Consider the following 13,882-nt stretch of genomic DNA (forward strand, 5'->3'; position numbering starts at 1 on the left):
GATTGTTGATTGATTGCAAGGTCCGCAAGATACGGCCATGCGCTCCATACCGAAGCGCGCCCAGGAATCGACACCATGTCCCACAGCCCCAGCCTCACCTCTGCAACCTCACCCACACGGCCCCGAACCAGCCAGGGCGGCACCTGGCGCATGCTGCTGGCCATGGCGCTGTCGGGCACCATTGGCCTGCTCGTCGTGGAAAGCGCGCTGCCGCCGCTGCTGGTCGTATTCGCCCGCTGCGTGCTGGGCGCACTGGGCCTGGGCCTGTGGCTGGCCTGGCGGCGCGAATGGGTCGCCCCTCAAGGCCGTGAATGGCTGTGGCTGGCCGGCGGCGGCATCGCCCTGGTATTGAACTGGGTCGCCCTCTTCAGCGCCTACCACTACAGCTCCATCGCCGTGGCCACCGTGGTCTACCACGTGCAGCCCTTCATGCTGCTGGCTCTGTCGGCCCTGCAGGGCGAGCCCGTTGAACGCCGCAAGCTGCCATGGCTGCTGCTGGCCCTGCTGGGGGTGGCACTGAGCAGCGGCCTGGTCGGGCTGGATGGCATGGATGCATCGCATGCTGGAACAGGCGCGTGGGTCGGCGTGGCCCTGGCCCTGCTGGCCGCCGCACTCTACGCAGGCACCACGGTGGCCACGCGCCGCCTGGGCCACATGCCCTCGGCCCAGATCGCCATGCTGCAGATGCTGGCGGGCGGACTGGTGCTGAGCCTGTGGGCCCTGCCCCTGCTCACCCATATCGCAGCAGCCAGCCCTCAATTGCTGTCAGCGCGGGCCGCCTCCATGGTGCTGACCCTGGGACTGGTCCATACGGCCTTCATGTACACGGTGATGTATGCCGCATTCCAGCGGCTGCCGGCGCCGGCCATTGCGGCACTGTCCTTCGTCTACCCCGCCATGGCCTTGCTGGTGGACCTGGTCTGGTTTGGCGCCGTGCCGTCAGCCGCACAGTGGGCGGGAATGGGCTTCATCCTCGTTGCAGTCGTGGGCCATCGCGCAGGCATTGCATTGCGCCGCCATTGAGCCCCTGTGAATTCCGGAGATTTCTGGAATTCATACATCCTTCATGAACTCCACCCAATTGTTTCAAGATATTTCCAATAAAGAGGTGCACAGTACATTTCGAATTATTTTTCCCCTTTCCGCCCGTATGCTCTCCCGGCTTTCCGCCATTCGCATTCATTCAGCCGGAATACAGAGGGAGAAATAATTGGCCACTATCGAAAAAGGATTGATGGTAGACAAAAGCGTCGAAGTCAAGACCTATCCGTCCATAGAGCACGGCGCCTTGCTGTCCGTCACATCCATCGTGCTGCACCGCACTGACTCGTCCACGGCCGCCAGCGTGCTCAATGCCTACAAGAGCGGCCAAAAGACGGGGGCGCACTTTCTGATCGAGAAGGACGGGAAGATCTACCAAACCGCCAGTCTGGAAAAGATCTGCTGGCATGTGGGAATTCTTCAGCCGCGCTGCGTCAACGAGAGCACCTGCGATCCCACGGAACTCAAGAACATCAATGCCCTGCTGCACCAAAAGGGCCTGAGCTTCAGCAAGCGGGCCAAGAATGTGTCATCGCACGAGAACACAAAGGCCTATCCGTTGCGTTATCCGGCCAACAGCGACTCCGTGGGCATCGAGGTAGTGGGCCGTTTCCTGCCGTCGACCAAGGACTACGAGGCGCCCACCCAATCGCAGCTGTTCCAGACCAAATGGCTGACCCAGCAATTGGTGGACCACTACAAGCTCAAGCTTCTGTCCGATGTCTACTCCCACGGTGCCATTGCCCGCAAGGAGGCGACCGAAGGCGCCCAATTGCTGCGCTACATCTTCACGGGAGCCTGAGCCATGCCATCCAGCCAGCTTTTCAACAATCCCTTTCGCAGCCTGCGCATTGCCGCCTGGGCTGCCGTGATGCTGTGCCTGCATGCGCCGCTGCAGGCCTCATCTACTTCCACATCCACGCCCAAACACGTGGCCAAGGCGGCACCCATTTCCGTCATCGGCCCGGTCACCCGTTCCGTGGGTACGGGCGAGACCATGGGATGCGAGAAAGTCAGCCTGGACGCCGCCGACGTGGCCCGCTATTTCGCGACGGCAAAGCAAGTCTCGGCTGGCAGCTTCCATGAGGAATCCATCATCCTGCCCTGCAGTTTCAGCGGACGGCTGCTGCGCTCGGGCAAAGTCTATGAATGGAACATCAACGCCGCCGGTGCCGGCTACCTGCGCAGTGAAGATGGTGAACAGGACCTGCGCTACCTGTGCCGCAAGGCCTGCGAGAAGGCATTGCCGCAGTTGACGGGGCTTTGACCTGTTGTTCAGACATTGTCTACAAAGGCGTCTAATCACTCCGATTGAGTGATGCCCCATCCTCCTGTCAAACACAGCGGATACGATGGCGCCTCCCACAATATTCCCAACAGACCATGGACCGACTGATTTCCCAAGGAATGCATTCCTTCAGCCAGGGCGACCACGCGCGCATGCATGCGCTATGGTCCGGCACCACGGTTTTCAGCCATCTGGACAACGAAGCGATTGCCAGCCTCTTGACCAGCATTCAGGCCACTGCCGAATCAGGCCAGGGTAGCGAATGGTCATGGCTGATGCTGTGCCTGGTGTATCTCGATTCCAGTGACCAATTCACCGAGGACCGCAGTGCGGCATTGCGCCAAGTCGGCGAATGGGCGCAGCGCGCACTGGCAATGTCACCAGGCAATGCCTATGGACACCGCTATTTGGGCAGTGCCCACTATTGGCTGGACGAACCCGAGCCCGCGCTGGCCGCCTACCGCAAGTCTCATGCCTTGCAGCCTCAGGTGGACTTGCAAGCCCGCATTTTCGAGATGGAGCATGCCGTGCCCTGGCGCAGCATCTTTTCCTATCCCGAGTTGGCTGATAGCCCGGCGGCACCCGACTACTACACGGCCGGCGTGACCGTGGGCAAGTGGAAGCGCCCCGACACGGATGCAGCGGCCCTGCAGGAAATCGAGCGCCTGCAGACCACACTCTACGAACGCTGTCTGGAGCGCTTCACCAGCGCCGGCACGCCGGCAAACGGCCAGGAGGCCGCGCCCGCCGCGCTGGACATCCACACCTATGCCATGTGCTGCAACAACCTGGGCGTGCTGTACAACGCGCAGGAACAGTTCGAGCAGGCGGCCGCCGTCCTCGAAGCCGGGCTGCAGCAGACCTGTTTCCAGGCCCTGCTGGAAAACCTGCGCCATGCCTATCGGCAACTGGGGAACCGCAAGCAAGCCACCGACCTGTCACTGCTGCTGATGGAGGACTACGCGCTTGATACCGGCCTGTATCTGGACTGCGCGCAGACCGCATGCGCCTATCTCAACGAGACCAGCCACCACCAGGACGTCCTCGACATCGTGGCCGAAGCCGAGCGCCGCTATGCGCAGCTTTCGCCGCAGCAACAGCAAGCGCAATGGGAAGTTCGCAGCATGAGCTTCGTTCATGCGCACAAGGTCACCGCCCTCAGGGCCCTGGGCCAGCTCAAGGCCTCGCACCTTCAGCCTGAACTGGTCGAGATCGCCCTGCGCCACGATCCGGACAATGCCCAGCTGCTCGGCATACGCGCTCACATGCAGGGAGCCCGTCAGCAGGTGGGTGGAAAAGGCGGATTCTGGTCGCGCCTGTTCGGCTGAGCCACACCGGGCGACCGGGCCACCAAGAAATGTAGGCCGCCCAAGATGCTGGCAGCCCTCAAAAGACCCCCAGCGCCAGCCCGGCCCCCATCGCCTCCCCCAACGCCCGGCACTTCTCCAGCTCAGCTGCGGCAATCCGCTTGGGCGCCAGGATGGCTTCGGTGGTCTGGGCGTGGGTGCAGATGATCAGGGGCTCGGCCACGGGCTTGAGGCGCCAGCCGGTGGCGATGCGGGCGATCTGGCGGGCGGCGTTCTGGCCGTCGCTGCCCGCGCAGATGAGGCTGGCATAGGGCCGGCCATTGAGGTGATCCAGCGCCGCGTAGTAGCTGCGGTCGAAGAAGTCCTTGAGCTGGCCGCTGATGGCGGCCAGGTTTTCCGGGGTGGCGAAGAGGTAGCCGTCGGCGGACAGCACATCGTCGGGGCCGGCCTCGGAGGCATGCAGCAGGCGCACCTGCACGCCCTGGCCTTCGGCCGCTGCGCCGTCGCGCGCGGCCTCGGCCATCTGGCGGGTGCCGCCGGTCATGGAGTGGTAGACGATCAGCAGGGTCTTGCTTGCGTTCATGCCGCGAGCATAGACCGATGGTGGGAGAACCGGGCCGCTCCCGCCACGGTGCGGCTCAGGTAACCCCTCTGCCGGCCCCATCCGTCAGCGATGCCACGGAAGGCCTGATCCATTGCGGATCATCGAGCTGCCGTTGAATGCAGTCGCGCAACCATTGATGCGCGGGATCCGCCTGATGGCGCGGATGCCAGGCCATGCGCATGGGCTGCACCTGCACGTCGATGGGCAAGGCAAACACCACCAGCCCCAGCGATGCGGCCATGCCATGCGCCGTGCGTGTCGGCACGCAGGCCACCAGGTCGGTGCGGGAAGCCGCAATCAGGGCCGAGAACGAACTGGGCACCAGCAGCGCCAGTTGCCGCTGCAGGCCCAGCGCCTCCAGGGCAGCGTCCACGGGCGAGCTTTCACCCGGGCGCTGGGTGATGCCGACGTGGCGCGCGGCGGCGAACTGCGCGGCGCTCAGCCTTTGCGACTTTCTGGCGGACTTCAACAGGGGATGGCCGGCGCGCACGACGCCCACCAGGGTCTGCTCCGATATCACCAGGCTCTCGGTTTCCGGGTCCATGCTGCGAAAGCTGCCCACATCCAGGTCGATGCGGCCTTCGCGCAGGGCCCCGGGGTCGGCATGGGTTTCGGGCAGGAACTGCAGGCTGGCCAGCGGCATTTCCGCCTCCAGCGCACGCGACAGGCTGCCACCGAAGACGACGGCAATGCCTTCGGGCGCCCGCACCACGAAGCGGCGGCGCAGGCCCGCCAGTCCTCCCGCATCGACAGGGTCCTGCAGCGCCCGCGCCTGGGCCAGCAGCGCGCGCACCGGCTCCGCCAGGGCCAGGGCGCGCGGCGTGGGCACGAGGCTACGGCCCGCACGCACCAGGATGGGATCACCAAACGCCTCCCTGATGCGTGCCAGCGTATGGCTCATGGCGGGAGTGCTCAGGTGCATGCGCCCGGCCGCCTGCGTCACGCTGCCCGTGCTGAGCAAGGCATCCAGTGCAATCAGCAGGTTGAGGTCGTATGTGTTCGCCATGCGAAATCATACGTTCAATACATTGCACTGTACAAAACCCACACCGCTCCCGACACTGGCGGCCGTTGCCTCAACCCAAGCCCTCGCCGCTGCACGCCCATGACGCCCACGCCCACAACCTCGCTGACTTCCCCGCCCGGTCGGCGGAACCTGCCCCGGCTTTGCTTCGCAATGCTCGTGCTGACGCTCGTCCTCGCGGCCCTGGACCAGACCATTCTTTCGACCGCCCTGCCCGTGATGGCCCGCGAACTGCCGGGCCATTGGCCGCTGGCCTGGGTGTTCTCGGCCTATCTGCTGGCGGCCACCGTGGTGATTGCGCTGTACGGGCGGCTGGCCGATGTGCTGGGCAGAAAGCCCATGCTGCTGCTGGCCATCGGCCTGTTCCTGGCCGGCTCCCTGGCCTGTGGCGCAAGCCATGACTTGCAGCAGCTGGTGTTGGCGCGTGCCCTGCAGGGCGCGGGCGGCGGCGGGCTCATGACGCTGACGATGCTGACCCTTGCCGACCTGTTTGCGCCTGAACAACGAGCCCGCTACCAGGGCCTGCTGGGCGCCGCCTATGGCGTATCGACCATGGTCGGCCCGCTGCTGGGCGGGGCGCTGGTGGAGCATCTGTCCTGGCACTGGGCGTTCTGGCTGAATGTGCCGCTCGCAGGGCTGGCCTGGGGAGTGCTGGCATGGGCGCTGCCCGCCAGGGCGGCTGCGCCGGAGGCTGCCGCCGAGCCCCGGCCCCGCCAGCGCATCGACTGGCTGGGTGCCGTGTTGCTGGCCGCAGCCCTGGTCAGCCTGCTGCTGGCCACCCAGCACAGCCATCTGAATCTACCCGAGCAGCTGTCGCTGTGGGTGTTGCTGGCCCTGGGCGCCAAGTTCGCCCTGGCATTCTTCGTGCGCCAGCGCCGCGCCACCCATCCGCTGCTGCCCCTGTCGCTGTTTGCCCACCCGGCCTACGCGGCGGTCAGTTTCCTGGCCCTGTCCACGGGCGTTGCGCTGTATGCGGCCGTTGTCTTCCTTCCGCAGTATCTGCAGATCGGCCTGCACCTGTCGCCTACCGGTTCCGCTTGGCACTTGGCGCCGCTGATGGCCGGCATCACCGCAGGGGCCATTGGCAGCGGCCGGCGCCTGCGCGCCCAGACGCCAGCCGCGTCGCTCGCCCGGGTGGCCTGCGTGCTGATGCTGCTGTCGTTCGGACTGATCACCGCGGCCTTGCACTGGCTGCCGCAGGCGCCGCTGGCCCTGTCCGCAGGACTGCTGCCGCTGGGCCTGGGACTGGGGCTGATGTTTCCCATCATCACCGTGGTGGCGCAGCGTGTGTCGCCGGCCCGGCACCTGGGCATTGCCACGGCGGCACCCGTCATGCTGCGCAGCCTGGGCGGCGCCGCCGGCGTGGCCTTGCTGGCAGCCCTGCTCAGCCATTTGATGAAACAGGAGCTGGCTGCGGCCAGTCCCCTGGCAGCACACGCCGATGCCGTCACCGCCGCGCTGGGCCACGGGCTGCAGGCCATCTTCGGCTGCGCGGCGCTGGCGGTTCTGGCGGCGTTGGCTGCCTGCCGATGGCTGCCGGCACGCAAAGCCGCAGCGCGTGACGGCCAGGCAGCCCCTGCGGCGCAGAGCGCCGCCATTCGTTCGGCTACGGAAGGCGCCTAGGCCGCCAGGTGCCTCAGAAATGCCTCAGAAATCCACCGAAGCCGATACCACGAAGGTGCGCGGAATCATCGGCGAGACGGCGCCCCAGGACGTGACACCGGCCCAGGCCTTGCGGTCGGCCACGTTCTGCACCGTGGCGCGCAGCGTGGTCTTGCGGCCTGCGATGCGGGTGGCATAGCGCAGGCCCAGATCGGTGCGTGTCCAGCCCGGGATGCGCAGGCGGTTGGCCTGGTCCACGAACTGGGCGCCGGTGTAGGCCAGGTCGCCGACCAGGGTCAGGCCTTCAAGAGCGGGCACATCCCATTCCACGCCCAGGTTGGCCAGCAGGCGCGAGGTGCCGATGGGCCGGTTGCCCACCAGCGCAGGCGTGGCCGAGCGCGTGATCTCGGGCTTGAGCCAGGTCACGCCACCGAGCAGGCGCAGGCCGCGCGCGGCCTCGCCGTAGGCATACAGCTCCATGCCCAGGTTGCGCTGCTCGCCGTTGGTCTTGTAGACGCCCTGGTCCAGGCCGCCGCTGGGTTTTTCAATGCTGAACAGGGCGGCCGTGGCCATGAAGCTGCCGAAGTCGTACTTGCTGCCCACTTCGTACTGGCGGCTCTTGTAGGGGCGAAGCACCTCGCCGTAGTTGCTGGCCGCGGGCGGCGCGATGTCGCCCTTGCTCAGGCCTTCGATGTAGTTGGCGTAGAGGCTCCAGTCGGGCGCCTGGCGCCAGACCACGCCCACGGCGGGCGTGGTCACGCTCTCGTCGTAGACATTGGCGGTGCCGCCCGTGAGCACGTTGTAGTTGGTGGACTTGATGGCCTGGTGGCGCAGGCCCAGCGACAGTTGCAGCCTGTCCTGCAGCAGCGAGAGCGTATCCACCAGTGCCAGGCTGGTGTTGCGGTTGTCATGGATGCGCGGAATGGCCGAAGGCCGCGCAATGCTCTGCGGCGCGTGGGCAATGGGCGCATAGATGTTGGACACCACAGTGGAGCCCGCCTGCAGCGCGCGGTGAAAATCCTCGCGGTAGCTGGCCAGCTGCAGCGTGACCGAATGCTTGACACCGGCCAGCGCAAAGCGCGAGCGCAGGCCCGCGTCGATGGTGCTGCGGTCCACGTCGAACACCGCGTAGGTGGGCGTGATGCTGGTGGCGCCCGCCGCACTGGTCAGGCGCGGGGCCGAGTCGTAGATGCGGTCCACATCGGCGCGCGACTGGCCGATGTTGGCGAACAGCGTGAGCTGCTGCGTGAGGTCCAGTTCGGTGCGCAGCAGCACGGCGCGCTCGCGGTTCTTGGACCATTCCCAGGGCTGGGTCACGTTGCGCCGGCCATCCGGCGCAGCAGGCATGGAGGTGAGCCCCGTGGGCATGATGGGCCGGCCCACGCCGTCGATGCGCTCGTCCTGCGAGAGCAGGTCCAGCGTGGCACGGAAGCGCTCCACCTCGTAGTCCAGCGCCACGGCCAGCACATGGCCGTCGGTGCTTTGATGGTCCATGGACGTATCGCCGCCGTACTTGCTGGCGTTCACACGGATGCCGTACTGGGCCTCGTCGCCAAAGCGCCGGCCCACGTCGGCGTGGGCGCGCCAGAGGCTGTCCGAAGTCCAGCCCGTGGTCAGCCGCGCCACATCTTCATTGGCGCGCTTGGGAGCGATGTTGATCACGCCGCCCACCGAGCCGTTGGGCGACATGCCGAACAGCAGCGCGCCGGGCCCCTTGACCACCTCGATGCGGTCCACGTACTCGGTGCGCACGCGGTAGTTGGGGGCAATGCCGTAGATGCCGTCAAAGGCGATCTCGCCCGAGTTGCCCTCCCAGATCGGAAAGCCCCGGATATAGAGGTTGTCCACGTTGCCGCCCGGCAGCACGGTGTAGCGCACGGAAGGGTCGCGGTTCACCGCCTCGGCAATGGTGCCGGCCTGCTGGTTGCGCACGGCCTCGGACGTGTAGCTGGTGGTGCTGAACGGCGCCTGCATGTTGCCGGTATTGCCCAGCACGCCCAGGCGCACGCCCTTGGCCACCTGCCCGCCGGCGTAGGGCGCGGGCAGCAGGCTCACATACTGGTCGCCGGCCGTGACGGTGATCTCGGACAGGCGGTGCGCGTTCTCAGGCGCGTTGGCCGCAGCGGGAAGCAGGGTCAGCGTGCCGCCCTCGATGCGCCCCTGCAGGCCGCTGCCCTGCAGCAATGCCGCCAGGCCCTGGCGCACATCGTGGCTGCCGTTGAGCGCCGGGGCCTGCCGGCCCTGCACCAGTTCGGAGGAGTAGGTGAGCTGCAGCCCCGCCTGGCGCGCAAACTGGCTCAGCGCCTGGGCCAGCGGCTGGGCCGGCACGTCGAAGGACACCGATTGCGCAGCGGCCAACTGCAGTTGCAGGCCCAGCACCAGGCCTGCACATGCATGAAAAACCGCTGTGCGGCGGAGACGGAGGCGGAATGGGAATCGGGAGGACTTGGGAGCGGACATAAGGACTTTCTGGAAGACAGGCTCATTGCGAATCGCCGGCACAGGCAGGGCGCCCGGCCTTTCATATGCAAATACGAGTCACTCCCAAAAACCCTGAAAAAAACTTCACGGCTCCGCGCGCCCGCCGCGCCGCGCAATCCGCAGGCCGCCGTCGTCCAGCACGCTGACCTGCACCGGGGCGAACTGCGGCAGCCCGCGCAGCCAGCGCTCGGTCTGGGCAATGCGCACATGGCCGCTGATGGCCAGTTGCGCCGCGCCCTCCTCCACCACCAGGCGGCGCCGCGTGTAGCGGCCCAGACGGTGGACGACGCGGCCCAGCGGTTCCTGCTCGAAGACCAGCTCGCCCTCGCGCCAGGCCGCGGGCCGTTGCTGGAGCTGCGGCTGCCAGGCAGCGCCGTCTGCATCTCCTGCCCCGCCGTCCAGGGGAATGCGCAGCGACTGGCTGTCCTGCAGCAACTGGCTGCGTCCGGTGGCCGCATGCTCCACCCGCACCTGGCCCGACTCCACCTGCACGCGCACCGCATCGGGCTCCAGTTCCACGCCAAAGCGCGTGCCCAGCACGGTCACGCGCAAGGGGCCGGCCTCCACCACAAAGGGCCGTGCCGCATCGCGCGCCACGGCAAAGAAGGCGGCGCCTTCCAGCAGCTGCGCCTGTCGCAGGTCGGCACGGTAGGTCAGCGCCACGCGGCTGGCGGCGTCCACGCGCAGCACGCTGCCATCGGGCAGTTCCAGGCTGCGCTGCACGCCCGTGGCGCTGGCCAGTTCACCTTGCCACAGCACGCGGCGGCTCCACATCTGCCAGGCGGGCCAGGCCGCGCTGGCCATGCCGGCCACGCCCAGCAGTGCACCCAGGGCACGCCGCCGCCGCTTTCTGGAAGAGGCCTGCAAGCCCGCCTCCACCCCGCCGCGCCAGCGCAGCAAGGCGGCTTCCAGGCAGGCGTCGGCCTGCATCAGGTCACGCTCCACGGTGTTCAGGGAGACCTGCAGGCGCTGGGCGATGTCGGCCTGCCGCTCGCCATGCAGGCGGTGGGCCAGCAAGGCGGCCTGCATGCGCTCGGGCAGGTCTGCAATCGTGCGCTCCACCACGGCCAGTGCCTGCCGGTACATGGCGCGGTCGGCCACATCGCCTTCGGCCTCGGGCTGCAAATGCGCCCAGTCGTCCATGCAGCGCTGCTGCGCACCGCGCTGGCGCAGCCTGTCTATCGCCAGATGCTTGGCCGTGGCAAACAGGTAGGCCCGCGCGGCTTCGAGCGTGGGCGAGCTGCCATCGGGCAGTTGCGGCGGCGCATCGGCCAGGCGCAGCCAGGTTTCCTGGGCCAGTTCCTGCGCCTCGTCACGGCTGCCGGTCTTGCCCACCAGATAGGACACCAGCTGCTGCTGGCAGGCACAGAAAAGCTGGTGCCAGCGCGCAGCGGTCCAGGAGGCGGAAGGGGTGGGCATGGCCGGAGGGAGGTGAGAAATCGACAACGAGAATGACTATCATTCTAGTTTTGTTTGATCCAGGCAGGCCCACCCGCCGGGCCATCCAAGGCAAACTGTCCATCATCAACACCCGGACCACATGCCCATGATCTTCTTGGCGATCACACCTACCGGCTTGGCACAGGCACTTCGCGCCGCCACCGAAAGCGACGCCATCTGGTGCGGCAGCGACGCGATTTCCGAGGCCGACTACGCCGCCCGACAATGGTCCAACCTCAGCCGCTTTGCCTACTCGCTGGAGGACCGCGTTTTGATCGACGATGCCGTGTCCACCATTGAGGAGCACGATCCGGGGCAGACGATCTGGGTCGAGGCATCTTCCCTGCGATAGCGGGTTCTCTGGTCACCACCTTGAGGGCTTCAATTGAAAGCTTTTCTTCAATTCCTGGCAGCCATACTTTTGTCCACTGCAAGCCACGGCATGGAACACATTGCCAGCCAAAGTGCGCTACCGCATCAAAACAAGGACGCGGAGTATTTATCTGCCTACGAGTGGAACCTGCAGCAGGCTTTCGATGCCGTAGGCAAAGAGAAAAACAATTGGAAAACACCAGACAGCCCCTCAATAAAGCTGTGGTTCTCCAAAGATGGAGATTTCGGCACACAGATATGCAATTCCATGAACTGGAAATATGAGATGGATGCCGATGGAAGCCTCCAGATCAAGCCCGGCATCTACACGATGGCCGGGTGTCCCGAGCCATTGATGGAGCTGCAAAAATGGGCAAGTGACTTGCTGTCAAGGAAATTTCACTACACATTGACAACGGCAATCGCCAACGCACCGCCCCATCTGCAACTGCGCTTTGCCGATGGCAGCCGCTGGGAATTGAAAGGCGAACCCCTTCCAAAAACCAAGTACGGAAGTGAGGGAGAGGCGATTCTTCTGGAAGTCGAAGCACAACATGTGCCATGCAATGACAACACAGCCAATGGCACCGAGTGCCTACGCGTTCGAGAGGTCAATTGGCATGTTCGCAACGGGAAAGGCGAATTCCACAACCATGGGAAATGGCAGACTTTCAAATTGACGGAGATTGAAGGCTATTCACATCCACCGGGCTGGCACGGTGTTCTGAATGTCACTCGCTTCAAGTTGAAGAATCCGCCGTCCGGCGAAATGGCATTTGCCTATCTATTGCAGGGAGAAACAACCCGATTCTCCCAATAGAAACGCCATGCTTGCCTACGCGCCCAACCCCAGAGTCATTTCCCGAGCCACCTGCGTAGCCTCCCTGCGCCTGACCTCGGCCTGATCGACAAAGCCGCAATCCAGCGATTCGGCGCTGGTGCACATGGTTTGCAATGCGCGGGAGATGGCTTCCCGGCAATGGCCGCTACCACCTCAACGCCGCCACCCGCAGCGCATCCACCGCCATATCGATGAACGCCCGCACGCGATGCGCGGCATGGCGCCCTTCCCGGTGCACCACATGAATCGGTAACGGTGGCCGCTCGAAGGGCTCAAGCACCAGGCTCAGTGCGCCCTCCTGCACGGGCTTGGCGATCTGGTAGAGCGGCAGGCGCGTGATGCCCTGCCCGGCCAGGGCGCAGTCCGCCGCAGCCTCGTTGGTCATGGACATGAGGCGCGGCTGCAGGCGCACGGCCAGGGCCTTGTCGCCTTCGAGAAACCGCCATTCGGGCGTGGAGGTGAGGCCGGATGCGGTGATGGTGGTGTGCTGCGCTAGCTCCTCGGGCCGCTGGGGCACACCGTGGCTGGCCAGGTATGCGGGCGAGGCGCACAGCACCTGTCGCACGCTGCCCACGCGGATGGCCTGCAGCGAGGAGTCGGGCAGATCGCCGATGCGCACGGCCACGTCCACGCCCTCGTCCACCAGGCTGACCACGCGGTCCACAAACCAGCAGTTGACGTCCACCTCGGGAAACCGGCCCAGGTAGTCGTGCACCACGGGCAGCACGTGCATGCGCCCGAAGTTGACCGGCGCCGTGAGCGTGAGCCGGCCGCGCGGTGCGGCGTGGGCGCTGGCGGCATGCTCGTCGGCCTCTTCCAGCTCGGCCAGGATGCGGCGGCAGCTGTCGGCGTAGGCGGTGCCGGCCTCGGTCACGCGCACGAAGCGCGTGGTGCGCGTGAGCAGGCGCACGCCCAGGCGCTCCTCCAGGTCGGAGACGGCCCGCGTCACCACCGAGGGCGAGACATTGAGCCGGCGTGCAGCCGAGGCGAAGCCGCCTGTGTCCACCACTGCGAGAAATGCCGTCATGGACTGGAAGCGATCCATCTGTGCCTGCCTTGTCTGTGTCGTGTATCTGCCCGGCTGCGGGCGGCCCGCGCAGGACTGCCCAGGTTTGCGCCGGCGCTTTGTTCGCGTTCCCGCAAGAGTGACTTGCCGCCGCCAGGGATTCTAAAGATGCGGGCGGAGAAGGAGGATACGTCCCGTGGCGCCGACAACCGGCGCCTTCACCAACCCCAAGGAACCGCAATGAAGCTCTACCACTTTCCCCTGTCCGGCCACGCCCATCGCGCCCGCCTCTTCCTCGGCCTGCTGGGCGTGGAGCATGAGCTGGTCCACGTGGACCTGGCCAACGGCGCGCAGAAGAAGCCCGAATTCCTGGCGCTGAACCCGCTGGGCCAGGTGCCGGTGCTGGACGACAACGGTACGGTGATTGCCGACTCCAACGCCATCCTGGTCTACCTGGCGCGCAAGCTGGACCGCCAGGACTGGATGCCCCTGGGCGCACAGGCCGAGGCCGAGATCCAGAAATGGCTGAGCATCGCCGCCGGCCCCATCGCCTTCGGCCCGGCAGCGGCCCGGCTGGTCACGGTGTTCAAGGCCCCCTTCCAGGCCGAGGAAGTGATAGCCCGCGCCCACGCCATCCTCGGCAAGATCGAGGCGCAATTGACCACCCGCCCCTTCCTCACCGGCGCCACGCCCACGATTGCCGACGTGGCCCTGTACAGCTACATCGCCAGCGCGCCCGAGGGCAATGTGGACCTGCAACCCTACCGCGAAGTGCGCGCCTGGCTGGGCCGCATCGAGGCGCTGCCGGGCTTCGTGGCATTCGCCCAGACACCGGCCGGCCTGCGGGCCTGAGTGCCTGAGCCACACCTCCCCTGA

Annotated in this window: 13 protein-coding genes; 8 read left to right on the top strand and 5 right to left on the bottom strand. The window is 66.1% G+C overall.

Annotated elements, in window-relative coordinates:
• Window positions 1-75 precede the first annotated feature (75 nt).
• The 4 genes from IAE24_RS19325 (at window position 76) to IAE24_RS19340 (ending at window position 3,657) form a co-directional block, all read left to right on the top strand.
• The gene (locus IAE24_RS19325) at window positions 76-1,023 is read left to right on the top strand and encodes a DMT family transporter (RefSeq protein ID WP_012205172.1); all 948 of its coding nucleotides are present in this window, start codon (window positions 76-78) and stop codon (window positions 1,021-1,023) included.
• Between the two features lie 211 nt (window positions 1,024-1,234).
• Entirely contained in the window at window positions 1,235-1,843 is a 609-nt protein-coding gene (locus tag IAE24_RS19330) for a peptidoglycan recognition protein family protein (RefSeq protein ID WP_013802750.1), read from the top strand.
• A gap of 3 nt (window positions 1,844-1,846) precedes the next feature.
• The gene (locus tag IAE24_RS19335) at window positions 1,847-2,308 is read left to right on the top strand and encodes a hypothetical protein (protein WP_199961501.1); all 462 of its coding nucleotides are present in this window, start codon (window positions 1,847-1,849) and stop codon (window positions 2,306-2,308) included.
• Window positions 2,309-2,352: 44 nt separating this feature from the next.
• On the top strand, window positions 2,353-3,657 hold the full coding sequence (locus IAE24_RS19340; protein ID WP_233626295.1) for a hypothetical protein: 1,305 nt from the start codon (window positions 2,353-2,355) through the stop codon (window positions 3,655-3,657).
• A 58-nt stretch (window positions 3,658-3,715) separates the two neighbouring features.
• On the opposite strand, the gene IAE24_RS19345 is transcribed toward IAE24_RS19340, so the two are convergent.
• Together IAE24_RS19345 and IAE24_RS19350 are read right to left on the bottom strand one after the other, a co-directional pair.
• Window positions 3,716-4,219 carry a flavodoxin family protein gene (locus IAE24_RS19345; RefSeq protein ID WP_199961503.1) on the bottom strand — a complete coding sequence of 168 codons (504 nt, stop codon included), beginning with the start codon at window positions 4,217-4,219 and terminating at the stop codon, window positions 3,716-3,718.
• A 55-nt stretch (window positions 4,220-4,274) separates the two neighbouring features.
• A complete protein-coding gene (locus tag IAE24_RS19350; protein WP_199961504.1) occupies window positions 4,275-5,246 on the bottom strand; it encodes a LysR family transcriptional regulator in 972 nt (323 codons plus the stop codon).
• A 171-nt stretch (window positions 5,247-5,417) separates the two neighbouring features.
• Between IAE24_RS19350 and IAE24_RS19355 the strand changes: the two genes are divergently transcribed.
• Window positions 5,418-6,887 carry an MFS transporter gene (locus IAE24_RS19355; protein ID WP_233626296.1) on the top strand — a complete coding sequence of 490 codons (1,470 nt, stop codon included), beginning with the start codon at window positions 5,418-5,420 and terminating at the stop codon, window positions 6,885-6,887.
• 24 nt (window positions 6,888-6,911) lie between these two features.
• Here IAE24_RS19355 and IAE24_RS19360 read toward each other — a convergent pair whose 3' ends face one another.
• On the bottom strand, window positions 6,912-9,245 hold the full coding sequence (locus IAE24_RS19360) for a TonB-dependent receptor (RefSeq protein WP_325100557.1): 2,334 nt from the start codon (window positions 9,243-9,245) through the stop codon (window positions 6,912-6,914).
• A 186-nt stretch (window positions 9,246-9,431) separates the two neighbouring features.
• Window positions 9,432-10,766, bottom strand: coding sequence for a sigma-70 family RNA polymerase sigma factor (locus tag IAE24_RS19365; protein ID WP_199961507.1), 1,335 nt, complete (start codon window positions 10,764-10,766; stop codon window positions 9,432-9,434).
• Between the two features lie 157 nt (window positions 10,767-10,923).
• Between IAE24_RS19365 and IAE24_RS19370 the strand changes: the two genes are divergently transcribed.
• Together IAE24_RS19370 and IAE24_RS19375 are read left to right on the top strand one after the other, a co-directional pair.
• Window positions 10,924-11,139 carry a hypothetical protein gene (locus IAE24_RS19370; RefSeq protein ID WP_233630781.1) on the top strand — a complete coding sequence of 72 codons (216 nt, stop codon included), beginning with the start codon at window positions 10,924-10,926 and terminating at the stop codon, window positions 11,137-11,139.
• A gap of 90 nt (window positions 11,140-11,229) precedes the next feature.
• Window positions 11,230-11,979 carry a DUF4377 domain-containing protein gene (locus IAE24_RS19375; RefSeq protein ID WP_199961508.1) on the top strand — a complete coding sequence of 250 codons (750 nt, stop codon included), beginning with the start codon at window positions 11,230-11,232 and terminating at the stop codon, window positions 11,977-11,979.
• A gap of 166 nt (window positions 11,980-12,145) precedes the next feature.
• Here the strand turns inward: IAE24_RS19375 and IAE24_RS19380 are convergent, their stop codons facing one another.
• Window positions 12,146-13,045 carry a LysR family transcriptional regulator gene (locus tag IAE24_RS19380; RefSeq protein ID WP_199961509.1) on the bottom strand — a complete coding sequence of 300 codons (900 nt, stop codon included), beginning with the start codon at window positions 13,043-13,045 and terminating at the stop codon, window positions 12,146-12,148.
• Between the two features lie 201 nt (window positions 13,046-13,246).
• On the opposite strand from IAE24_RS19380, the gene IAE24_RS19385 reads away from it, so the two are divergent.
• Window positions 13,247-13,858 carry a glutathione S-transferase family protein gene (locus IAE24_RS19385; protein ID WP_034392716.1) on the top strand — a complete coding sequence of 204 codons (612 nt, stop codon included), beginning with the start codon at window positions 13,247-13,249 and terminating at the stop codon, window positions 13,856-13,858.
• Window positions 13,859-13,882 lie beyond the last annotated feature (24 nt).

Source organism: Delftia sp. S65, from assembly GCF_016516495.1.
Classification (GTDB): domain Bacteria; phylum Pseudomonadota; class Gammaproteobacteria; order Burkholderiales; family Burkholderiaceae_C; genus Comamonas; species Comamonas acidovorans.

What these genes read in the sequence shown, in the direction of transcription:
- IAE24_RS19325 (WP_012205172.1), top strand. Translation starts at nt 76, where the DNA reads ATGTCCCACAGCCCCAGCCTCACCTCTGCAACCTCACCCACACGGCCC.
- IAE24_RS19330 (WP_013802750.1), top strand. Translation starts at nt 1,235, where the DNA reads ATGGTAGACAAAAGCGTCGAAGTCAAGACCTATCCGTCCATAGAGCAC.
- IAE24_RS19335 (WP_199961501.1), top strand. Translation starts at nt 1,847, where the DNA reads ATGCCATCCAGCCAGCTTTTCAACAATCCCTTTCGCAGCCTGCGCATT.
- IAE24_RS19345 (WP_199961503.1), bottom strand. Translation starts at nt 4,219, where the DNA reads ATGAACGCAAGCAAGACCCTGCTGATCGTCTACCACTCCATGACCGGC.
- IAE24_RS19350 (WP_199961504.1), bottom strand. Translation starts at nt 5,246, where the DNA reads ATGGCGAACACATACGACCTCAACCTGCTGATTGCACTGGATGCCTTG.
- IAE24_RS19355 (WP_233626296.1), top strand. Translation starts at nt 5,418, where the DNA reads ATGCTCGTGCTGACGCTCGTCCTCGCGGCCCTGGACCAGACCATTCTT.
- IAE24_RS19365 (WP_199961507.1), bottom strand. Translation starts at nt 10,766, where the DNA reads ATGCCCACCCCTTCCGCCTCCTGGACCGCTGCGCGCTGGCACCAGCTT.
- IAE24_RS19375 (WP_199961508.1), top strand. Translation starts at nt 11,230, where the DNA reads ATGGAACACATTGCCAGCCAAAGTGCGCTACCGCATCAAAACAAGGAC.
- IAE24_RS19380 (WP_199961509.1), bottom strand. Translation starts at nt 13,045, where the DNA reads ATGGATCGCTTCCAGTCCATGACGGCATTTCTCGCAGTGGTGGACACA.
- IAE24_RS19385 (WP_034392716.1), top strand. Translation starts at nt 13,247, where the DNA reads ATGAAGCTCTACCACTTTCCCCTGTCCGGCCACGCCCATCGCGCCCGC.